This window comes from Nonlabens dokdonensis DSW-6 (genome assembly GCF_000332115.1).
GTDB classification, from domain to species: Bacteria; Bacteroidota; Bacteroidia; order Flavobacteriales; family Flavobacteriaceae; genus Nonlabens; species Nonlabens dokdonensis.
In genome coordinates this window covers 1,233,171-1,255,577 of record NC_020156.1, presented here as the reverse complement: position 1 = coordinate 1,255,577, position 22,407 = coordinate 1,233,171, and the positions used below count along the sequence as shown (strand labels likewise).

At 36.0% G+C, this 22,407-nt stretch carries 17 protein-coding genes; 5 read left to right on the top strand and 12 right to left on the bottom strand.

What is annotated here, in order from left to right; genetic code table 11:
• Window positions 1-132 precede the first annotated feature (132 nt).
• The 4 genes from dinB (at window position 133) to DDD_RS05470 (ending at window position 6,916) form a co-directional block, all read left to right on the top strand.
• Window positions 133-1,350 (top strand): DNA polymerase IV, encoded by a 1,218-nt coding sequence (dinB, locus tag DDD_RS05485; protein WP_015361788.1) that lies wholly within the window; start codon window positions 133-135, stop codon window positions 1,348-1,350.
• A gap of 264 nt (window positions 1,351-1,614) precedes the next feature.
• The gene (locus tag DDD_RS05480; RefSeq protein ID WP_041566959.1) at window positions 1,615-4,737 is read left to right on the top strand and encodes a DNA polymerase III subunit alpha; all 3,123 of its coding nucleotides are present in this window, start codon (window positions 1,615-1,617) and stop codon (window positions 4,735-4,737) included.
• A gap of 116 nt (window positions 4,738-4,853) precedes the next feature.
• The gene (locus tag DDD_RS05475; RefSeq protein WP_041567343.1) at window positions 4,854-6,116 is read left to right on the top strand and encodes a putative DNA modification/repair radical SAM protein; all 1,263 of its coding nucleotides are present in this window, start codon (window positions 4,854-4,856) and stop codon (window positions 6,114-6,116) included.
• On the top strand, window positions 6,113-6,916 hold the full coding sequence (locus DDD_RS05470) for a TIGR03915 family putative DNA repair protein (protein ID WP_015361785.1): 804 nt from the start codon (window positions 6,113-6,115) through the stop codon (window positions 6,914-6,916). The genes DDD_RS05475 and DDD_RS05470 overlap by 4 nt, the downstream gene beginning before the upstream one ends.
• Window positions 6,917-6,961: 45 nt before the next feature.
• Here the strand turns inward: DDD_RS05470 and DDD_RS05465 are convergent, their stop codons facing one another.
• The 3 genes from DDD_RS05465 to DDD_RS05455 all read right to left on the bottom strand — a co-directional run bounded on the left by DDD_RS05465 (window position 6,962) and on the right by DDD_RS05455 (window position 10,967).
• Window positions 6,962-7,426: a hypothetical protein gene (locus DDD_RS05465; RefSeq protein ID WP_015361784.1), complete on the bottom strand. Its 465-nt coding sequence runs from the start codon at window positions 7,424-7,426 to the stop codon at window positions 6,962-6,964.
• Window positions 7,427-7,532: 106 nt separating this feature from the next.
• Window positions 7,533-10,259, bottom strand: a complete 2,727-nt coding sequence (locus tag DDD_RS05460) for an AsmA-like C-terminal region-containing protein (RefSeq protein WP_015361783.1) — start codon at window positions 10,257-10,259, stop codon at window positions 7,533-7,535.
• Between the two features lie 9 nt (window positions 10,260-10,268).
• Entirely contained in the window at window positions 10,269-10,967 is a 699-nt protein-coding gene (locus tag DDD_RS05455; RefSeq protein ID WP_015361782.1) for a queuosine precursor transporter, read from the bottom strand.
• Between the two features lie 65 nt (window positions 10,968-11,032).
• On the opposite strand from DDD_RS05455, the gene folK reads away from it, so the two are divergent.
• The gene (gene folK, locus DDD_RS05450; RefSeq protein WP_041566958.1) at window positions 11,033-12,163 is read left to right on the top strand and encodes a 2-amino-4-hydroxy-6-hydroxymethyldihydropteridine diphosphokinase; all 1,131 of its coding nucleotides are present in this window, start codon (window positions 11,033-11,035) and stop codon (window positions 12,161-12,163) included.
• Between the two features lie 149 nt (window positions 12,164-12,312).
• On the opposite strand, the gene DDD_RS05445 is transcribed toward folK, so the two are convergent.
• From DDD_RS05445 to DDD_RS05405, 9 genes are all read right to left on the bottom strand, one after another.
• Window positions 12,313-12,798 (bottom strand): hypothetical protein, encoded by a 486-nt coding sequence (locus tag DDD_RS05445; RefSeq protein ID WP_015361780.1) that lies wholly within the window; start codon window positions 12,796-12,798, stop codon window positions 12,313-12,315.
• 361 nt (window positions 12,799-13,159) lie between these two features.
• Window positions 13,160-13,702 (bottom strand): hypothetical protein, encoded by a 543-nt coding sequence (locus tag DDD_RS05440; protein ID WP_015361778.1) that lies wholly within the window; start codon window positions 13,700-13,702, stop codon window positions 13,160-13,162.
• Window positions 13,702-15,429 (bottom strand): hypothetical protein, encoded by a 1,728-nt coding sequence (locus DDD_RS05435; RefSeq protein ID WP_041566957.1) that lies wholly within the window; start codon window positions 15,427-15,429, stop codon window positions 13,702-13,704. Before DDD_RS05435 ends, DDD_RS05440 begins: the two co-directional genes overlap by 1 nt.
• A 159-nt stretch (window positions 15,430-15,588) precedes the next feature.
• A complete protein-coding gene (locus tag DDD_RS17235) occupies window positions 15,589-16,596 on the bottom strand; it encodes a hypothetical protein (protein WP_015361776.1) in 1,008 nt (335 codons plus the stop codon).
• 3 nt (window positions 16,597-16,599) lie between these two features.
• The gene (locus tag DDD_RS05425; protein ID WP_015361775.1) at window positions 16,600-17,058 is read right to left on the bottom strand and encodes a T9SS type A sorting domain-containing protein; all 459 of its coding nucleotides are present in this window, start codon (window positions 17,056-17,058) and stop codon (window positions 16,600-16,602) included.
• Window positions 17,059-17,068: 10 nt separating this feature from the next.
• Window positions 17,069-18,622, bottom strand: a complete 1,554-nt coding sequence (amaB, locus tag DDD_RS05420; protein ID WP_015361774.1) for an L-piperidine-6-carboxylate dehydrogenase — start codon at window positions 18,620-18,622, stop codon at window positions 17,069-17,071.
• A 15-nt stretch (window positions 18,623-18,637) separates the two neighbouring features.
• Window positions 18,638-19,633 (bottom strand): NAD(P)H-dependent glycerol-3-phosphate dehydrogenase, encoded by a 996-nt coding sequence (locus tag DDD_RS05415; protein ID WP_015361773.1) that lies wholly within the window; start codon window positions 19,631-19,633, stop codon window positions 18,638-18,640.
• A 217-nt stretch (window positions 19,634-19,850) separates the two neighbouring features.
• Window positions 19,851-20,609, bottom strand: coding sequence for a tetratricopeptide repeat protein (locus DDD_RS05410; RefSeq protein ID WP_015361772.1), 759 nt, complete (start codon window positions 20,607-20,609; stop codon window positions 19,851-19,853).
• 1 nt (window position 20,610) lies between these two features.
• Window positions 20,611-22,380 (bottom strand): BatD family protein, encoded by a 1,770-nt coding sequence (locus tag DDD_RS05405; protein WP_015361771.1) that lies wholly within the window; start codon window positions 22,378-22,380, stop codon window positions 20,611-20,613.
• Between the last annotated feature and the right edge of the window lie 27 nt (window positions 22,381-22,407).

Sequence of the window (22,407 nt, the reverse complement as noted above, 5' to 3'; positions counted from 1 at the left end):
ATACAACATCTATCGAGATTGTAATTAAGATCGAGATAAAACAAACCGATTCTGCTCTACAGCGGAATGACAGATAAAATTAAAAGGATTTTAATTCTATAAAACAGATTCCTGCCTACACAGGAAAATATTATGAACGATAAACACATCATGCACCTGGACCTCGATACTTTCTACGTTTCTGTAGAAAGGAAGATCGACTCACGACTTAAAGCTAGACCACTTCTTGTAGGTGGAACTAGTGACCGTGGTGTCGTAGCGGCTTGTAGTTATGAGACGCGTGGTTATGGTGTGCATAGCGGCATGTCTATGAAATTGGCCCGTCAGTTATGTCCAGAAGCGGTTGTAATACGTGGAAACGCAGGAACCTATTCAAAACATTCTGATGAGGTAACTGAGATCATTAAAGAGCAAACTCCATTATTTGAAAAATCTAGTATCGACGAGTTCTATGCAGATCTTACAGGAATGGACCGCTTTTATGGCTGCTATAAGTTTGCTACAGAGATGCGCAACAAGATTATCAAAGAAACAGGACTTCCTATTTCCTTCGGCCTTTCTATTAATAAAGTAGTTTCTAAAATTGCTACTGGCGAGGCAAAGCCTAATAATCAATTACTTATCGATTATGGGACTGAAAAAAGTTTTCTCGCACCACTTTCTATCAAGAAGATTCCGCAAGTAGGTGATAAGACCTATCAAACTTTAAGGCATCTAGGAATTAAAAAAATTCATACCGTTCAAGAAATGCCGCAAGAAATGATGATAAACGTTTTAGGTAAAAACGGCTCTTTGATATGGCAGCGTGCGCAAGGTGTAGATAATCGTCCTGTCGTGGCTTTTAATGAACGCAAGTCTATATCTACTGAGCGAACTTTTGATAAAGACACCATAGATATAAAAAAGTTAAAGTCTATTCTCATTGCAATGACTGAAAATCTTGCGTATCAATTGAGACGTGGTGATAAACTTACTGCATGTATTAATGTAAAAATACGTTACTCAGATTTTAATACCTACAGCAAGCAAATGCGCATTCCTTACTGCAGTGCAGATCATATTTTGATTCCGCGTATTCTGGAGTTATTTGACAAACTTTTTCAACGCAGATTATTGATACGATTGATAGGAATCAGGTTTTCACATATTGTTAGTGGTAATTACCAGATCAACCTTTTTGACGATAGCGAGCAAGCCATAAATTTATATAATGCATTAGATAAAATAAGAGAGAAGTATGGAGATAGAACCGTCGTTAGAGCAGCCGGAATGGAAGCAAAAACCATAGGTAGAATGCATAATCCTTTTAACGGTTTGCCACCTGTCGTGCTAGCGCATCGCAAACAGTGATTTTAGGCATGAGGTATGAGGTAAAATTTAAAAAATAGCGAATGGAAACAGCATGTCAAATGACAATTTATTGTTGCGGACAAAGTCCGCAACAATAAATTGGAAAACTCACAAACTCACAAACTCACAAACTCACAAACTCACAAACTCACAAACTCACAAACTCACAAACTCACAAACTCACAAACTCACAAACTCACAAACTCACAAACTCACAAACTCACAAACTCACAAACTCACAAACTCACAAACTCACAAACACATTTGTATTTAAACAATCATACATATTATTCTTTGCGCTACGGCACTTATGATGAGAAGGAGCTGCTTTTGCTAGCGCAACAAAATGGGTTGAACACCATCGTACTTACCGATATTAATAATACCAGCGCTTGTCTCAACTTTATAAGACTTTGCACAAAGCATAAGCTACATGGCGTCATAGGTATAGATTTCAGAAATGAGCATCAACAATTGTATGTAGGAATTGCAAAAAACAACAAAGGTTTTCAAGAGCTGAATGAGTTTTTATCGCACTACTTAGAAAATAAAATACCATTACCAGATCGTGCGCCTGCATTTGAGAACGCATTTGTGATCTATCCATTAGAACGTATTAAAGAGTTGGAGGTATCTCGCTTTCGCGAAAGCGAATACATAGGAATTTCTCTAACAAGTTTGCGCAAGCTTCCTTTTACCGAGTATGTAAAAATGGAGGGTAAACTAGTCGTTCTTCAGACTACCACTTTTAGAAACAAGCGTGATTTTAATGCACACCGTTTGTTGCGTTGTATCGATCTCAATATTCTTTTAAGTCAGTTGCCAGAAGAGCAACAAGGTAAAATGGAGCATCAAATGATTCCAGTGGATCAATTAGAAAAAGCTTTTGAAGCCTATCCTCATATTATTGAGAATACTAATAAATTACTTGAGCAATGTTCGATTAATTTTAATTTTGAGAATGCACAACTCAATGAAAATCAGCGTGTATTTACTACAGATGAGGCTGCCGATTTTAAAGAGCTTAAAAGACTTGCCTATGAAGGAGTCGAGCATCGCTATGCAGAAGTTGAGGATAAAAAAGACGTCTATGCGCGTATAGAAAAGGAGTTAGGAATCGTCCAGAAAAAAGGATTTGTTGCTTACTTTTTGATCAATTGGCAAATTTGTGCTTACGCTCGTGAGCAAGGTTATTTTTATGTAGGTCGTGGTAGTGGAGCAAATAGTATTCTTGCTTATCTACTGCGTATTACAGAAGTAGATCCTATTGATCTGGATTTATATTTTGAGCGGTTTATCAATGATTATAGAACGAGTCCGCCAGATTTTGATATTGATTTCTCTTGGGATGATCGGGAAGATATTACTAGGTTTATATTTGACCGATTTGATAATGTAGCGTTACTCGCTACTTACAATACGTTTCAAGTGCGTGCTGTGATGCGTGAGTTAGGAAAGGTGTTTGGACTTCCTAAAGAAGAAATTGATAAACTCACCAGCGGTCAGTTGCGAGCGCATGAAAAAGATCAAATGCATGATCTGGTACTTAAATACAGCAACCTCATTCATGGAATGCCTAATTATACCAGTATTCACGCTGGCGGGATTCTCATTACCGATAAGCCTATTCATTGCTACAGTGCTACCAGTTTGCCGCCTAAAGGTTACCGTACGGTACAATTTGACATGCATATTGCTGAGGACGCTGGAATTCACAAATTTGACATTCTCGCGCAGCGTGGTCTAGGAAAAATACGTGATGCGATAGAGATTGTAAAACACAATCAACCAGATGCACAGATTATGGACGTTCATAACGACGTGAAAAAGTTCATGAAAGATGAGAGCATCAATAAAATGATCTCACAAGCAAAGTGCATCGGTTGTTTTTATATCGAGTCGCCAGCTATGAGAATGTTGCTTAGTAAACTTGCAACAGACGACTATATAGGCCTGGTTGCTGCCAGCTCGGTAATACGTCCTGGTGTCGCACAAAGTGGGATGATGCGCGAGTTTATTCTACGCACGCGCTATCCAGAAAAGCGCAAAGAGGCACATCCTATCATGCAAAGTATTATGCCAGAAACCTATGGTATCATGGTGTATCAAGAAGATGTGATCAAGGTCGCTCATAATTATGCAAAACTGGATCTTGGCGAGGCAGATGTATTGCGTCGTGGGATGAGTGGTAAGTACCGTTCTCGAGAAGAGTTTCAAAAAGTAGAGGATAATTATTTTAATAACTGTTTAAAAGAAGGTTATGACCCAGCAGAATCTAGAGAAATATGGAACCAGATCAAAAGTTTTGCTGGTTACGCTTTCGCGAAAGGTCACTCTGCATCCTACGCCGTAGAAAGTTACCAGAGTTTGTATTTAAAACGATATTTCCCGCTAGAATACATGACCGCAACACTTAACAATGGCGGTGGTTTTTATAAACCAGAATTATATGTTCATGAGGCTAGAATGTGTGGTGGTATTATAGAAGCGCCATGTATTAATAACAGTGATCTTGCCTGCATTATAAAGGGTAAAACTATTTATATCGCACTGAGTTATTTAAAAGAATTAGAGCGTCGTACCATTCTCAGGATTGTAGAAGAGCGTGATAGAAATGGGTGGTTTTTATCATTAGAAGATTTTATTAATCGTGTACTTATTAGTATCGAGCAGCTTTCTATTTTGATACGAATTGACGCCTTCAGATTCACAAATACCGATCGGTATGAGCTGTTGTGGCAAGCGCATTATAAGCTGGATAAAACACCTAAAAAAGTATTGCAAAGCAAACTTTTTGTACCAAATCACAGACATGTAGAAATCCCAAAACTCGCTACAACAAAGGAAGAACTGGCTTTTGAGCAATTTGAATTATTAGGCTTTCCATTATGTTCTCATTTTGATTTATTGACAGAGCCGCCTAAGAACCAGCTAGGTCGTAAAGAAATGATGGATTATAATAATAAGATGATTTTGATTTATGGTTATGTGGTGAATATCAAAACTACCAATACCGCCAAAGGAAAGCGCATGCAATTCGGCACATTTCTAGACCATCGAGGTGAGTTTTTTGATACGGTTATGTTTCCACCGGTGGCTGCAAAAATTACTTTTCGCGGAAGCGGTATTTACATGATTTATGGAAAGGTAGTAGAAGAATTTGATTTCTATTCAATAGAGGTACAAGACATGAAAAAAGCAGATTACATTCAAGATCCTCGCTATGCAGAGGAGAATCCACAAACGATGCAGCGACTCGATAAACAAGCCAGTTTGCGAGATCGGCGTATGGGAAATGGAAATGGTAGACGCAACCCAGAATTATCGCTTGAAACTGGAGCGATTCATCAACCTGGTGGAGGAAGAAAATCGAGTAAGCCAGGTTAATAAGCTCTAAGATAAAACTAGCCGATGCCACTATGCAGCGGCATGACAAGGAAAGTGATTTGCATCTGGTGTAGGTGCTTAATTTAATGAGACATCCGCCTGCGCGGATGATGAATATGAACTACGAGAGAATAAAAGAGAAATTAGAAATACTGGCTGATGCTGCAAAATATGATGTAAGTTGTAGCAGCAGTGGTAGTAAAAGAACGAATAAGAATAAAGGTCTAGGCGACTCTAGCGGTATGGGAATATGTCATTCTTATACAGAAGATGGTCGTTGTGTGTCACTGCTTAAAATCTTGCTGACTAACGTTTGCATCTTTGACTGTGCGTATTGTGTGACTAGGAAGTCTAACGATATCAAACGTGCGGCATTTACAGTTCAAGAGGTAGTAGACCTGACGATTAATTTTTATAGGCGTAATTATATAGAAGGCTTGTTTCTTAGTTCTGGAATTTTTAAAAGTCCAGACGCCACTATGGAACGTTTGATACGAGTAGCCAAAAAACTACGTGAAGAAGAGAATTTTAATGGATATATCCACTTGAAATCTATTCCTGGAGCAAGCGATGAATTAATGCAAGAAGCTGGACTCTATGCAGACCGTTTATCAGTGAATATCGAGATTCCTACAAAAGCTGGATTAAAACTACTCGCGCCAGATAAAGATCACAAAGACTTTATCCAGCCTATGAAAGCAGTGCAAAAGTCGATTCAGATTTATAAGTCAGAAAAGAAGCTGATTAAAAGCACGCCTATTTATGCACCGGCAGGTCAAAGTACCCAAATGATCGTTGGCGCTACCGGAGAAAGTGATCGTGATATTATGTATAGTGCAAACTTTTTTTACAACAAGTTTTCTATGAAGCGCGTGTATTATTCTGGTTATATTCCTGTGGCAGAGGATTCACGTTTGCCAGCCATAGGAACAGAAGTACCTATGATGCGAGAAAATAGACTGTATCAAACGGACTGGTTGCTGCGTTTTTATGGTTTTGACGTGAGAGAGATTCTTAATGATACGCATCAAAATCTAGATATGGATATAGACCCAAAACTTTCATGGGCGCTGCGCAATCTAGATCAATTTCCTATAGATATTAATCGGGCCGATAAGCGCATGCTGGCTCGCGTACCTGGGATAGGAATGAAGTCTGTAGGAAAGATTTTAAGTGCTAGACGTTATAGAAAACTGAATTGGGAACATTTAAAAGCCATAGGTATTTCTATGAATCGATCTAAATATTTTATTACGTGCGATTCTAGAGAGTTTGAATCTCGAGATCTGACTAGTTCAAAAATTAAGGACCTGATCATGATCAATTCTACCAGCAAATACCATAAGAACTTTAGTAATCAATTAAGCCTCTTTTCATGACACTTACTCTGTTATACGATGGTAGTTTTAATGGATTAATGACTGCTATTTTCATTATTTACGATCATAAAGTAAAACTGCCTATTATCGCAAAAGCATCGCAGGAACAGAAAGATCTTTTTGGTGGTACGATGGATGTTATTACCGATGCAGAAAAGGCAGAACGTGTATGGAAACGATTTACCTCATTATGTAGTAAGAATGATTCTAGACAAATTTACAGAGCGTTTTTGAGTGAGATCATCGGAATAGAGAATACCATCTACGAATACTTAAAAATCACCTTCGAAAATCAAAAAGCACCAAGTGGTGATTATGGAAATACAACTGTTTTAAAGATTACACAGGCAGCAAAAATGGTAGGTCGTGAGAAACACCGTATGGAGGCTTTCGTGAGATTTCATATGATCGATGAAGAAATCTATTATGCAAATGTGGAACCTGATTTTAATGTATTGCCACTTATAGCTAATCATTTTAAAAACCGCTATGCCGACCAGAAATGGGTGATTTATGATCTCAAACGTGATTTTGGAATTAGTTATGATCTCAACTCAGTTCAAGAAGTGCAAATTGAATTTGATAAACCTAAAAGCCAGCGAGGCATTTTAAACACTACAGTTTCTGAAAAAGGTGAAGAAGTAGTAGTTTCTGGTAGCTTTCGCGAAAGCGAGAACAACTACAAAGATTTATGGAATCAATACTTCAAAAGTACCAATATCAAGTCTCGTAAAAACATGAAGTTGCATTTGCAACATGTTCCTAAAAGGTACTGGAAATATTTGAGTGAAAAGGTGTAAAGCTAAAACGGCAAGAAGATGAAATGTACAACTAAACAAACAAGCTTAACCACCTAAAACAGGAACTGCTGCAGCTGTGCCAACACTAAAAGTCCATCCACGATCTGATTTATAGGCTTTGGATAAGTTGACGCCATTTATACCTCCATACATTCCAAATCCTCCAATTAAACCGACTCCTGTGCCTAACGCAACTTCACCTCCATAGGTAGCTATAAGAATTCCTGCTCCTATTGTCACCAACGAAACGTATACTATCACTATTCCAAAAAGGACCGAAACCAACCTGCTGTGTTTTTTAATTTTCCAAATATGCTCTAATGGTATCAAATCACCTTTTATTTTAATGGTCTTTTCATCAATTATGAGCATTCTTCCATTATACCTTTTGCCATCTTCAGTGACTACTCTAACATTCTGGTTATCTTCTAAAATGTGCGTTTCGTTGAGTTCAGCGTTCTCCAAAACTAAATAGTTCACTTGAGCATCTACAATAATAGCCATGAGCATAATTAGGAGAGTTGAAAGTATTAGTTTCATAAAATGATTAAATCATAAGTTTACAATATAAAGATGCACCAATTATAAATAAGTTGCGTGAGTATTGTAAAAAAACCTACTTTGTCTTAGTAGTATCTGTCTTTTTCTTTTTCCTGCCAAAAAGATCTTTAATCAGATTACCAGCACCGTCTTTAACCGCGTCTTCTACTTTGTCCTTAGGACTTTTAATACCAGTGGTATCTTTAGGTTTTGCAATAGTAGAATCTTTTGAATTACCATTTCCTTTAATGATGTCTTTGATACCACCTAAAGGATTGTCGCCTTTTATAATATCGTTTACCGCATTATTCAAGGCATCTTCTCCTTTGTCTTTTAATTTTGCTTTTTGAATCTCTATAATTTGGTTAGTTAAATTCTTAACCGCAAGATCAAGGTTTAAATCAATTTTAGGACTCAAAAAAGATCCAGAAAACTTTATAGGTAAAGGAACATTGATTTTGTCCACTTCTTCTGAGGTAAGTTTAGAAAGTAAGCTGGCTCCTTCTTTCCCTAGATATTTAGCAGGAACATCAAGCGCTAGTGTATAATCCATTTCATTGGTAAGGCTGTGTTTTCCGCTAGCAGTTGCTTTAATTCCTTTGATGTTAAAGTCAAATGGTGCTACTTGAACGGCTCCATCTTTAAAGTTGAGACGTGTGGTGATATCAGAAACATCAAATTTATCAAGGTCTATGAAGTTTAATTTCTCGTCTAGTTTACCTAATAAGGGATTATTTGTAGCGTTTACATCCTTAGTAAGTAATTGTGCGATAGCGTCACCAGCCAGAGTGCTCAAAATAGGTGATAGATCATTGTCTAGTGAGCCAGAAAGTGTAATATCTGTGTTTATTTTACCTTGCAATGTTTTTAAAATTGGTACAAACGAGCTGAACATGTCAAAACCTTCAAAAGACTGTGCAATGTCTAGATTTTTCATGTCTAGCGCCATATTGAATACTGGCGTAGCACCTTTTGTAGAAACAGAACCGTTCACGCCTATGTTACCATTAAAAATATCTGTTGTAATATTATTAAGGGTTAAAGTCTCGTCCCTTACAAGCGCGACACCACTTACATTTTTAAGTTGTAATCCATCGTACAAAACATTAGTTGCTTGAAAATCTAAATTGGCATCTAGGAAAGCTGGAATTTTGATAGCTTCTTCAGTAGTTGCGCCAGTAGATTTTTGTGTTGTTTCATTTGCCTTTTGAGCAGGTGCAATCTCTGTAGCAGTCATAAAGTCTGCTGCATCTAATGTGTTTGATCTTACATTAAAAGTTCCTTTAAGGTCTTGGTCTTGAAGCAAGAACCCTATTAAGTTATTTATCGTACCGCTGGCTTTCAAATCTGTATTTCCAGTTTTTGCATCAAAGTCTGCTAGTTTAATTCTAGAAGTATTCATGTCTATTTTGGCACTATTAATAACTAATGGCTTTGTAAGCGCATCACCTTCATATTGAAACTCTGTTAAACTAGCTGTTCCTTTGGCATTGATACGTTCGTACCTCTCTTTTTCGATACTTTCCATATCAAATTTAGTAGCAATGTCTAAAGCTAATTTCCCATCGAGTTTCATTCCTTCTGGTAGTGGAAAGGCTTGTGCGAGGTTTTGAAAATCTAAATTTCCTTTGGCATTTAAATCCACATTCATGTTGGAAGTTAGATTTGTGATCATCGCATTACCACTTAGTCTATCACTACCGATGTTAAATGAAGTTTGAGCCACATTAAAATAAGTGTCATCTACATTACCAGTATCATTTTTAAGTTGTGCATCGATATTGATATTAGTTACCGTTTTAGGTAAATCAGGATATTTGAAAGAAGCATTTTTAGAACTTATTTTTATATCCATTTTAGGAATGCGAGTATCATCTACTTCTCCTTTGATCATTCCGTTTACTGTAAAATCTCCAGTAGTTGTGATGCCTTCTAGATTCTTGCGATACGTCTCAGGAATAACGGTAAAGAAATTTTTGAAATCTGACGATGGTGTGTCAAAGGTAAGATCTACCATCGTGTAGGTTTCTTCTAACTGTACAAAACCATCTAACTTCAATTCCAGATCATTTACAAAAGCCTTGTTTTCTTGAAACGTATATTTTTGATTTTCAAGATCCATGAGAATTGCTGCATCCAGTTTTACCTGCTGTCCAGATAAGTAATTGATATCATCCATGGTATAGAAGACTAGTGCTTCTGTGTAAGTTTCTAGTGTACTTTCTCCTAAAGAAAAATCTCCGTTACCAGAGTGATTTATTTCTGATAGGGCAAAAGTAATTTCAGTGCTCTTATCTTTATAAGTAAGTTCAGAATCATTGATCTCGTAGTGTTTCAAATCGAAGGAGAAGCCAGTGCTAGTTTCAGGGGTTTGTTCTGGACTCGCTTTCGCGGAAGCGGACTCCTTTGCAATATCCCAACTGGAATCACCTTTTTCATTTACCGTAAATCTAGCTACCGCACTGTTAACGATAAGTTCGTTGACATGAATAGGCTCACTAGCATCGTTAAAAAGATCGCCAATGGGTAAATCCAGTTTTACCTCTTTCCCGTAAAAAAGTGTATCGCCAGCAAAGGGCTCTTTATTAATTATCGAAACGCCATCGATACTCAATCGTGCATCTGGAAAGGCTCTAAAAAGGCTTAAATCCACCTCAGCAAAATCTATTTGGGCATCCATCGAGGCGTTGAGTTTATCTTTAATGATCTGTGCAATTTGATCTTTAAAGAAAAAAGGTGCCGCCACGATCAAAATGATAACAGCCAGCACGGTAATTCCTAATATCTTGAATATTTTTTTCATTGTATTTTTCTAATCTATTTCAATTTCTTCTCCTACTTCTAATCCAAACAGGCGCCTGAAGAGATAAACGCCTGCATAAAGTAATGGTGTATCTATCAAAGCCACGAGCATCTTAAACAAAAACCCTGCTATTAATAGCGATTTAAAATTTTCCCACGGTATGATGTTGTTGAAACATAACAATAATAAAACACATAAAGTATCAACAAACTGTGAAAATATAGTACTGAAGTTGTTGCGCAACCAGAGCATCTTACCATTAGTCAGTCTTTTCCAAAAATGATAAATCTGTATGTCTATAAACTGTGCAAATAAGTAAGCACTCATACTAGCAATAACGGCAATGGTTGTTGCGCCAAAAACCTTAGTAAACAACGCATCCTGAATAGGACTGGCGTCTATGGCTGGAGTAACATTTGCCACGGCTACAATTCCGAGACTAAATACCGATGCAAAGATTCCTGCAAGTACGAGATCATTTGCCTTACGACGGCCGTAAATCTCACTTACTAAATCGGTAACTAAAAAAGTAATAGGATAAGGTAACAAACCTACTGAAATTTCAAAGTTGAACCATCCAAAAGGGTTCCAGTAAAAAAACTTCTGGAAAATTAAGTTAGAAACTACCAGCGAGCATATAAATAATGCTGCAAGCACTAAATAAATGCGATTTGCTAGACGTAATTTAGAACCTGTAAGTGTCTTCATAATAAGTAGTAAAAGTAGTTTAAGAGTTGGTCATTATTCCTTAATTTGCTGCAAAAATTAAGAGCATCTCATTAAATCATAACCATAAGATATTCATTGCTTTAGGTAGTAATCTGGGCGATAGAAAGCAGCATTTACTAGACGCATCTCGTCATATCGAGCAGCGACTAGGTCTTGTGATTAAAACTGCTGGTGTTTATGAAGTTCCTGCTGCTGGATTTACAGGTGGTGATTTCTTAAACACTTGTATTCTGATACATAGTCATAAAACTGCACAGGAAACGATCACGGTTCTTCAAGAAATTGAGCGAGAAATGGGTCGTAAACCTCGCACAGGTGACACGTATGAAGATCGAGTGATTGATTTAGATATCGTTTTATTTAATGATGAAATTATTGACACAAGTCACCTACAAATTCCGCATCCTAGAATGCAGGAACGCAATTTTGTGATGCAACCACTCGTAGATATTGCTTATAAAATTGTTCATCCAGTTTTAGGTAAAAGCATGGTAGAACTTTCTAGCAACTTAGAGCCGTTAGAGAGAATGATGGATTTTGAAATTCCGCTTTCGCGAAAGCGGTATCCCATCCAAAACCTCAATTTTATTGCTGTTGAGGGAAATATAGGAAGTGGTAAGACGAGTCTCACTCATAAATTATCTGAAGATTTTAATGCCAAACAAGTGCTGGAACGTTTTGCAGACAATCCTTTTTTGCCGCTTTTCTATGAAGATAAAGAGCGGTATTCTTTCCCGCTAGAAATGTCTTTTCTTGCCGATCGTTACCAGCAGCTAAGTGATGATGTCGCGCAGCAAGATCTTTTTAAAGAATTTACCGTTGCCGATTATTATGTGATCAAATCATTGATATTTAGTGAAATCACCTTAAATAAGGAAGAGTTTTCTTTATACAAGCGACTGTTTAATATGATGTATAAAGAACTGGTCAAGCCAGATTTATACGTCTACCTCTACCAGACCGAAGACCGATTGTTAGAAAACATCAAAAAACGTGGTCGCGATTATGAGAAGAATATTGAGGCCAGTTACCTCTCTCAAATACAGCAAGGCTATGCTGATTTTATAAGATCACAACAAGAGTTGAAGGTAAAAGTCATCGATGTCACGGACCTTGATTTTGTAAACAATCAAGAGGATTATTTAAAGGTACTGGAGTTGATTTTGGAGAAATAAATATATATTCAAAGGTGCGGACTTAAGTCCGCACCTTTGAATGAGTGTAATAATTATTTATACAAAAAAACCGCCTTATTACTAAAGCGGTTTGATAATGTTTTCTCCTCAAAGAAGTGTTTTTATCTTTTAAATGAGAGCACAAAGTTTTAATTCTCTTTCTTTAGTTTTAAAATATCCTTTAAATAAGCTGGCTTTGCAGGTTTTGAATTGCCTTTGGTTTCAAATGGGTCTAGGTAATAAGAAACTATTTTGTTATCAGTATTTAATACATAGAAAGTCAACGGTTCACCATTAACATTTAAGAAATAACCTTTTTCATTTTCCTTTAAAGAGACTTTAATTGTAGCAGATTTGCTGTTGTAAGGAATTATTTCAAAATTATCATCATATTTTTTTAAATCTTCATGATGACTTTGATTGACATAATTACAATACTCGAATAAAATATCTGTATCGCTTGTTGATAAATCATCTTCAGTTAGTGTTGTATATTCTATTAAGACTTGTGATATGGGTTTTTGATCAATAAAATTATCGATTGTAAAGTTTTCTAAGATTTGAGTAGGGCTAGATTTTTTGTCTGCGCAGCCTATGAGTAACAAAGCGAATAATATATAAAATGGTTTGATCATGACTTTATTAATTAGAATTCATTTTGACCCATTTCAAATCTACCCTTTTATTGGTATACGCTTCTAGCTTATCTAATCTCAATGAGTCCATGCCATTAGTAATTATAATTTCCTCAATAGGCTGAGAACTTGAGTTTTTTACATTGAAAAACACTGATTGATTATTAAAAAAGCTACAAGCTGTAAAACTGATAACTAGAAATAATATTAGAAGTTAATTTTTCATTATTGATCAGTTGAAAATTGACGAGTTAAGCGAGATATCCCATGAGTACCATCTCCAAGATCTGTAGTTGTAAAATCATCATGATTAGCTAAAGGTAATGCCACCGCCTTAATATACTGCTCTATAACACTTCAATCACTCATCTCCTAGTGGTGGATAACTAGTAATTGTGATAAATTGATAGTTTTGTCCTTCTTTCTTGTATAATCTAGCAATTGGAATTGTTCCTCCATGATTAGTTATTATAATTACATAATTTCCGTAGAATAAAATTCCCTTGATGTATATTATTTTAATATCATCATGGTTTGTTTTTGAATCAACAAAACGAAGTTTGGATGTTAATATTTTATTTTGATCAAATTTTTCGGTTGTTGTAAGACATTTTAAAACCTTCCAATTTTTATAATTTAATACACTATCTGGAATTTTAAGCTGGTTATAACTTGTAGCTCTATTTAATAATGTTTTTAATAAATCATCATTTAAATCTTCTGTAGATTTATCAAGGTGATTAAAGCTATCTATGTATCCTACTTCACTTGTTTTTAGATCTCTATTTTCTGATTTATAAACTTCATTTAAAAAATCATAAACCCTTTCTTCATAAGGACTTATTTTTTGACTTTGACATGAATTTAAATTCATAACCATAAAGAATAAGATAATATACTTCATTACAAACAGGTTTTAGTTCCTAATAAAGGAAAATCAGTATTGGGCATAGATATTCCCTCTTCAACAAAGTTTCTTGAAATTATTTTAGGTTGTTCTAATGGATCTAATTGAGCATAAGCATTACTAGCAAACATCCCACCAGACCATGCTAGTCTTTGATATTCAATAGCAGCATGCTGAAACCCATCATCATTACCCAAAGATAATGCCATCGCATTAACAAATTGCTCCGCCATTAAAACATGTTGAGGATCACCATTTAAAACACCTAAATTTGATTGCAAAATTAAAACGTCTAATGATTCACCTAATTCACTATTGGGTACATGCTGAATTATATACTGTAAATAGGCATGTACTAATTCATGAATCGCGGTTCTAGCTATTGCAAGGTCAGTTGCGCGATTTAGATAGTTAGCATTAAAAGTTATTATTGACATATTACCTAAAGAAGCTTGGCCAGTAGTTGCATTTAATGGATCACCATCATCATTTACTAGATTTGGTTCAACCACGATTTTAACGGCATATCCTTCATCATTATCAAATGAGGACAAAATGTCTCCTGGTAGATTTAAAGCATCTAGTAGTGATTGATCGAGATTTGTAAAGTCTAATGTATATCCATTTTGAGAAGGCTTGAAACTGTTTATTATATCCTTCAAACAATCAGGAACAGTTTCACCATAAATGGATTTGTTTTCAAAATCTACCTCACCACCTTCTTTACTCGCAATGATAGCCTGAATGGAAAATCCTTGAGCCTCTTGTGAATTGTATTCTGATCTAAGATAAATATTAATGTTGTCCCTTAACTGATTTTGTTGTGGATTCTGGATAAAATGATATAAATCAAGATTATAATTACTAGATGTAGTATCATTCAAAGAATTGAAAAGTGCCTGAGTGTTTGTAGAAACTGGTGCTAATTCTTCTACTACTGGTAGTGTAATAATATCCTCGTCTAACTCTGTACCACTTGCCGCGCCACCACTTCCTTCTCCATCGCCGTTAGCTGTTCCATCGCCAGGTGGAGGATTGTATCCACCAGTTGCGCCACTGGCACATAATTCATAAATAGTAGAAGTTTCTAAAATGACAGAACCATAAACATCAAAATCACATGTGGTAGCACCACAGTCTGCACAAACCTCTATTGTGTTAGTTAAAGGACACCATAGAGAACCGCCTAGAATATCGTTACCTGTAGCTGGATCAATCATATAACCTTTTCCATCGCTCTTATAAGTCAAATAAAATTCTACTATTCTAAAGTCTTCATCCTGTGCCACAACGTAATTTATTATTTCACTAGAATTAATAGTTTGAGTAGCAAATGTAAATGAGGTTACATCATTTACTGTGGCCATAACAACTTTAGTAGAATCTATGTTGGTAACATAATCAGTAGTTGTAGTCTTATTTACCATTTGATAATTAGCTAGTTGACTTGTATTAGATTGCTTGCTAATAGCTAAATCCTTTAAATTATTTTCAGATATTTCAGACTTAAATTTATTAAAAGTAACTTCAGTAAATTTTTCTTGATCTTCTGTTACCGAATGTGAATGGGTAGCTATTACGTCTCTTTCACAACTGTTAAAAATAAAAATACCTGCAAAAAGTATTATTAGATAGGACTTTGACCAATTAAATTGCTGTGGTTCTGTGGTTCTGTGGTTCTGTGGTTCTGTGGTTCTGTGGTTCTGTGGTTCTGTCAAGATCATTTGTATAAAGGTAAATTCATTAATATGTTTTGAAGTTAAACAAAATAACAAATGGAAACAATGGGTATTAATACCCAATCTAGTGATATTAAGAGGATCAATAAAAAACCGCCTTATTTCTAAAGCGGTTTCATGGTATTCTTTAATTATTCTTAATTTCTATTGAGAATTTCCTATGATATCTATAGCAGTACTATTGATACCTCTAGAGGTCCATGTGTTTGTTTCTTTATTCCATGCATAAGCATTATTAGATGCTAAAACTCCTATATTACCATTAGAATCAATTATAGAAACTGCTGTACCATTAATAGAGCGACTGTACCAAGTATTTGTTTCCTTATTCCATGCATAAGCGTTATTGGAACTTAATACTCCTACATTTCCATCTTTTGTCACAATTATTGAAATCGCAGTAGAATTAATAGATTGGCTGTACCAAGTATTGGTCTCTTTATTAAAAGCAAAAGCATTATTAGAGCTTAAAACACCAAAGTTTCCATTAGCACCTTTGATATCGATAGAGGTAGAATTAATAGACCTCGTATACCAGGTATTTGTATCGTCATTCCATGCAAACGCATTGTTAGACGCAAGTACACCTATATTTCCTTGCGATTCTATTAAAGAAATTGCCGTAGAGTTGATACTTCTAGTAAACCATGTTTCTGTTTCGGCATCGTAAGCATAAGCATTGTTAGATGCAAGAACTCCTATGTTTCCTTTCTCACCGTTAGAACTACTACTGCTAGATCCACTCGAAGAACTTCCCGAATTTTTTGCATATAACGCATATGGGACGCTTAATAACTGACTCGTGCCGCTTATGGAGTAGTTGGTACCACCATTTGGATCGGTATCTGATTTTATATAATAAGTACCAGTTGCCCAATCTACGGTAGAAAAATCATCGGTTGTTGCGCCGTTTCCTATTTCTAAGGTAACTAATCCGTTATTATTAGTTGTAGCTGTATGAGTTTCTGTATAAACGGATGTCCCTGTTACTGAACCTTGCAAAATACTAATTCTCACACCTACTTGGGTATTCTGTAGAATAGCGTCACTAGCATTTCTAATGACAGCTTGATAACTCATCAATTCTGGAGCTTGAGCAGTAACTGATTGAAAGCATAGTATAGCTGCACAGATTATTAATAGTTTTTTCATGATTTACTGTTTGATGACTTTAAAGGTTTTGAGGTGTTTTTCTTTTTGACGTACTAGGATCATATAAATACTAGAATCAAATCCAGTAAGATCTATAGTACTGCCTAAAGAGTCAATAGATCCTTTTTGAATAAATCTACCTGACAAATCGATCAATTCATAGGTTAAGTTTTCCAAGTTTGAAGCTTCAACCTGAACAACTCCATTGGAAGGATTTGGATAAAGTGTAATTTTTGCCTCATCAGTTAAAGAAAGTATAGATAATACCTCAAATGCTATTTGAGATCCAGAAGAAGAGCTTCCTCCACTTCCAGTAGCTTCCTTGTAAGAAATAATACCTACAGAGAATGATATGCTACCAGAAGTTGAGGTGGTACTCGTTCCAGATGAAATTACATGCTCTTGTGAAAGAGCACTAAATGTAAACAGATTACAGAGAATTAATATGTAAATAGATTTCATCAAACCTTTTTTACAAATCAAACTTAATTCCTTGTGCAAGTGGTAATTCGTCAGAGTAGTTTACGGTGTTCGTTTGTCTTCTCATATATACTTTCCAAGCATCAGATCCAGACTCACGTCCACCACCGGTTTCCTTTTCACCACCGAAAGCACCACCTATCTCAGCACCACTAGTTCCTATATTTACATTTGCAATCCCACAATCTGATCCTGCAAATGATAAAAATTTCTCCGCTTCCTTCATCTCATTAGTCATAATTGCACTTGACAACCCTTGTGCTACGCCATTTTGTTTTTCGATAGCATTTTCTACATCGCCAGAGTATTTCATTAAATATAAAATAGGTGCGAAAGTTTCGTGCTGTACGATTTCAAAATGATTCTCTGCCTCAATAATAGCTGGTTTTACGTAGCAACCGCTTTCATATCCTTCACCGTCAAGAACACCGCCATCCACAAGTACATTTCCACCTTCAGCTTTTGCTTTTTCAATAGCTGCTAGATAGGTGTTTACTGAATCTTTATCTATTAATGGACCTATATGATTTTTTTCATCTAGTGGATTTCCTATAGTCAACTGACCATAAGCACCTACAATGGCATCACGTACCTTATCATAAACAGATTCGTGTATAATCAATCTTCTAGTTGATGTACAGCGCTGTCCACAAGTTCCTACAGCACCAAAAACAGCACCAGGAACAACCACTTTTAAGTCTGCAGTAGGTGTAATAATAATCGCGTTATTTCCTCCTAACTCTAGTAATGATTTTCCAAAACGTTGTGCAACTGTTGCACCTACTATTCTTCCCATTCTAGTAGATCCTGTAGCAGATACTAATGGAATTCTAGAGTCTGTAGTCATCATTTCACCTACTTTGTAGTCTCCATTAATGATACTTGAAATACCTTCTGGTAAATTATTTTCTTTTAAAATTGCTGCTATAATGTTTTGACATGCAACAGTACATAAAGGTGCTTTTTCAGATCCTTTCCATACACATACATCTCCACAAATCCAAGCCAACGCTGTATTCCAAGCCCAAACAGCCACAGGGAAATTAAATGCTGATATAATCCCAACAACTCCTATAGGGTGCCATTGTTCTCTCATGACATGTCCTGGACGTTCAGATGGAATTACCTGTCCGTTAAGCTGTCTAGATAAACCTACTGCAAAATCACAGATGTCAATCATTTCTTGGACTTCTCCTAAACCTTCTTGGTAGGACTTACCCATCTCATAAGAAACGAGTTTCCCGAGAGGCTCTTTAAGGTCTCTTAATTTGTTACCAAATTGTCTTACGATTTCTCCTCGCTGTGGAGCAGGCATAGTTCTCCATTCTATAAAAGCTGCTTGAGCTTTTTCCATTACCTGATCATAGTCTGCTTGGGTAGTGGTTGTTACTTTACCTATTAGTTGACCATCTACTGGTGAGTAAGAAGCAATTTCTTCTCCACTACCAAAATGGTGATTACCTGTTGAAGTACCGTGATTTACATCTTTGATACCTAGTTGTTTTAAAGCCTGATCCATCCCGAAGCTGCTTGCAATATTTGACATATCTATTTTTAAGTTTTAGTCCAGCTTTTCAGCTAGTTTTTTAAATACCTTTTTAGGATTTTTATTATCGTATAAGATGCTATAAACCGCATCTAAAATAGGAGTTTTAGCTCCTTTTTCTTCATTAATTTTAAAAGCGCTTTTTGTGGCGTAGTAACCTTCAGCAACCATGCTCATTTCCATCTGGGCACTTCTTACGGTGTATCCTTTACCTAACATGTTACCAAACATTCTATTACGTGAGAAGCCGGAATAACCAGTTACTAGTAAATCTCCTAAGTAAGCGCTGTCATTAATATTACGCTTCATTTTGTGTACTTTTTTAATGAAACGCTTCATTTCTCTTATCGCGTTGCTCATTAACACACTTTGGAAGTTATCTCCGTATCCTAAACCGTGAGCAATACCTGCGGCAATTGCGTAAATGTTTTTCAACATTGCAGCATATTCTGTCCCGATGATGTCGTCACTTATTTTACAATTGATGTAATCACTACTTACTCTATCGGCTAGAAATTTTGCTTTTTCCTCGTCAGCACAAGCGATAGTTAAATAAGATAATCTCTCTAAAGCAACTTCTTCGGCATGACAAGGTCCAGTGAGAACTCCTATATTGTTAAAATCAAGATCATATTCATCATGAAAATGCTCTCCAACGATCTTACCTGTTTCTGGAACAATTCCTTTAATGGCACTAAAGATGATTTTATCTTTTAAGTCAACCGTTAGTTCTTTTAATTCAGTGTAGACAAAAGCACTAGGTATCGCAAATATGCAAAGATCTGCTAGGTTAACTATCTCATTAATATCGCTAGATAGATGTAATTGTTGAGGTTTAAACTCTACAGAGCTAAGGTAACTAGGGTTGTGATCGTTTCTTTTTATATGTTCTATAGCATAATCACTGCGCATATACCAGTAGACCGTATCAAGGTTTTCAGTTAGCATTTTTACAATGGCTGTCGCCCAGCTTCCACCACCTATTACGGCAATTTTTTTGGTCTGATCCATAAAGTTGATTTGAATTTCAAATATACCATTTTTAGACCGTACTTATTAAGAATCTGGTAATGATACTGTCTTTGAATGATGATTATTTAATGCAAAATCAATTATGAAATAGCATCTGCAGTTTTGCGACAATTGATTCTCATTAAATGTATGCGTGATCAAAAAGAATGTAGTCAGTTGATCATTTGCTTTCGCCTTGAGCGATTAAACAATAGAACTATAACTTTTTAATCTTATCTAAAGGAATCCAGGCCTTATTACCGTTAGTAAGTTGGATAAGTGCCCAACTATTAAATTCTTCCATGACCTCAACTTTGGTACCTTCATGAAGCGTAAAACTAGACGTAGCAGTTTCTTTGGGTTCTTCCTTTGTCGTGAACTCTTCTGTAAAAATGATAGCATATTGCTGATCGTTCATACTATTTTTAGCATAAAAAGCAGCAGTAATGCTTGTAATAGCCATTAAAACACCTAAAATACTAAGTATAAAAAACAAGCGTTTCTTTCCAGCAGTTTGCGCATAGAAATATAGAATTCCCATTAGAATAGTAAATAAAACAATGAGAATGCTAAAATAAGCCCACTCATCAACGCTTAAGTTTTGAATAATATCGAGTAAGTTAGACTCCAGATTTGCTACTTCATTATCCTCGATGGCGTCAATTTTCATTTGGTTTGCAAATTTGAGATTATTGAGTACATCAGTATTCTCAGGATCTAATTGCAGGGCTTTTTCAAAGTTATAGATAGCAGGACCTATCGCGTTGATTTTGTAATAGGCGTTTCCTAAATTGAAATAAACCTCTGCACTGTGTTTTCCCGTTTTAAGAATTTGCTCGTATCCTGCAATGGCTAGATCATAATTTTCTGATGTGTATGCTTGATTCGCTTTCGCGAAAGCGGCTGCCTCAAAAGACTCTTGTGCGTTACTTAAATAAACAAAGAGTACAATTAATATGGTAAATACCTTCTTCATCTTACTTCTTTAATTGTTTATCTATATCGTTAAGCACTCGTCCAGCTTTTTCATAATCTTCTTTCATTGTCGCGTTAGAAGATGGTGTATAACGAGCAAATTCACAACTCGCAAGCAGTTCCACAAAATCTTTTCTAGTTTCATCTTGCGCGCCGCGCTCAGCTAATAGGAGTTCTACTTTATCTTTAGACATGTCTGCCGTTTGAATACGAAGTTTTGATCTTAAGTAATTGTGCAAAGACTTTTCTAGAGAAACATAAAACAGCTCGTGATTTCCTATATTTTTCTTTGCTGTGCTGAGGTATTTTTTACTTAGTTTGTTTGCGGTTCTTACACGATTTCCTATCACGTCTGCACTGCGTTTTTCTTGTTGCTTTCTAAAGAGCAATACTAGTGGTAACAATAAAAATGATCCGCCGAGGATGGACCAATAGGTTGTGGAGTTAAAGAAATAGGTTTTTTCTTGATCAATTAATTGGGTGCTCGTTTTTATAAATGCAAATTGTGCATTGTTCTGGATGATGTTTCTATCTCCATTGTTTGTGCTAGTGGTAGTAGTAGCATTTGCAGTTGTAGGTGCGTCACCTTCTACCATGAGTAACATTTCACCACTGTTTTTTGTGACGTATTGTTCTTTCTTAGGATCAAAATAGGAGAATTCTACTGGAGGAATGACATACTTACCGCCAAATTGTGGCACTATAGTATAACTATCTGTAATACTACCTCTCATTCCGTTGATGTTTGTGCTTACCTTATTGTTGCGTTCTGGATTATAAACTTCTAGGCTTTGAGGTGCTTTAAGTTTAGGTAATTCCATAAGTTTTAAATTCCCAGATCCTGATGCTGTTATGCTGGCCGTTAAGCTTTCACCAGCATCTAATTGTGCACGATCAGTTTCTACTTTAAAATCAAAATCGCCTACAGCTCCTGTAAAACTTGCTGGTCTTCCTACAGCTGGTAAATTCTTTACGACTATTTCTCGTTTTCCTGCGCTTACCGTTTTGCTCGTAGTAGTCATGTAAGGCCTACCAAAAAAGTCTCTTTTATTAGTAGGAATTTGAACTTGCACATCCAGCGTTAACGGCTCAATTTCTAATTTACCAGTCTTCTGCGGATATAGTATTGCTTCTCTCAAAACCAGATAACGGTAAGGCTCACCATTGTAAGTTCCGTTTTTTACTTGCTGATTTCTATTATCAATATTTTGAGACCAGAAGTCTCGATATTTAGGACTATCCAGCTCGTTCCAGCCAGTAACACCTGTTTGATTTGCCACATATATTTTATAGACAACTCTTATTGCCTCATTTAAATAAGGATTAGAATTTGATACTTCTGCCACTAGATGAATACTATCATCTACTCTTATGGAGTTATCATCTACATCTTTAGGTTGTTCTACGGCGCCAGTTACATTAATGACTTGCGGTATTGTTTTGTATTCATTACCATCATAGGTCATGACCGCTTGTGCAATAGTAACTTTACCAGTTTTAGTAGGTTTAAGAATATAGGTGTATGATTTAGTCATGCTGCTCTGACCATTAACCCAATTTTGAGAAACAGCCTGACTAGGTCCAGCAACCACTTGAAAACCTACAAAGTTAGGAGGCGTGAAATTATCGCCATCAACATTCATTTTAAACTCTATACGTAGTCTTTCATTTACCGCAATTCTAGTACGACTCGCAGTAGCGGTAAAGTCCACTTGAGCGATTGCATTCCAACTTGATATAATTAATAAGCAAAAAAAGATAAAACCTTTCATCCTGTAAGTTTAGATTTGTTCTAGTTG

What these genes read in the sequence shown, in the direction of transcription:
- dinB (WP_015361788.1), top strand. Translation starts at nt 133, where the DNA reads ATGAACGATAAACACATCATGCACCTGGACCTCGATACTTTCTACGTT.
- DDD_RS05475 (WP_041567343.1), top strand. Translation starts at nt 4,854, where the DNA reads ATGAACTACGAGAGAATAAAAGAGAAATTAGAAATACTGGCTGATGCT.
- DDD_RS05470 (WP_015361785.1), top strand. Translation starts at nt 6,113, where the DNA reads ATGACACTTACTCTGTTATACGATGGTAGTTTTAATGGATTAATGACT.
- DDD_RS05465 (WP_015361784.1), bottom strand. Translation starts at nt 7,426, where the DNA reads ATGCTCATGGCTATTATTGTAGATGCTCAAGTGAACTATTTAGTTTTG.
- DDD_RS05460 (WP_015361783.1), bottom strand. Translation starts at nt 10,259, where the DNA reads ATGAAAAAAATATTCAAGATATTAGGAATTACCGTGCTGGCTGTTATC.
- DDD_RS05455 (WP_015361782.1), bottom strand. Translation starts at nt 10,967, where the DNA reads ATGAAGACACTTACAGGTTCTAAATTACGTCTAGCAAATCGCATTTAT.
- DDD_RS05445 (WP_015361780.1), bottom strand. Translation starts at nt 12,798, where the DNA reads ATGATCAAACCATTTTATATATTATTCGCTTTGTTACTCATAGGCTGC.
- DDD_RS05440 (WP_015361778.1), bottom strand. Translation starts at nt 13,702, where the DNA reads ATGAAGTATATTATCTTATTCTTTATGGTTATGAATTTAAATTCATGT.
- DDD_RS05435 (WP_041566957.1), bottom strand. Translation starts at nt 15,429, where the DNA reads ATGATCTTGACAGAACCACAGAACCACAGAACCACAGAACCACAGAAC.
- DDD_RS17235 (WP_015361776.1), bottom strand. Translation starts at nt 16,596, where the DNA reads ATGAAAAAACTATTAATAATCTGTGCAGCTATACTATGCTTTCAATCA.
- DDD_RS05425 (WP_015361775.1), bottom strand. Translation starts at nt 17,058, where the DNA reads ATGAAATCTATTTACATATTAATTCTCTGTAATCTGTTTACATTTAGT.
- amaB (WP_015361774.1), bottom strand. Translation starts at nt 18,622, where the DNA reads ATGTCAAATATTGCAAGCAGCTTCGGGATGGATCAGGCTTTAAAACAA.
- DDD_RS05415 (WP_015361773.1), bottom strand. Translation starts at nt 19,633, where the DNA reads ATGGATCAGACCAAAAAAATTGCCGTAATAGGTGGTGGAAGCTGGGCG.
- DDD_RS05410 (WP_015361772.1), bottom strand. Translation starts at nt 20,609, where the DNA reads ATGAAGAAGGTATTTACCATATTAATTGTACTCTTTGTTTATTTAAGT.
- DDD_RS05405 (WP_015361771.1), bottom strand. Translation starts at nt 22,380, where the DNA reads ATGAAAGGTTTTATCTTTTTTTGCTTATTAATTATATCAAGTTGGAAT.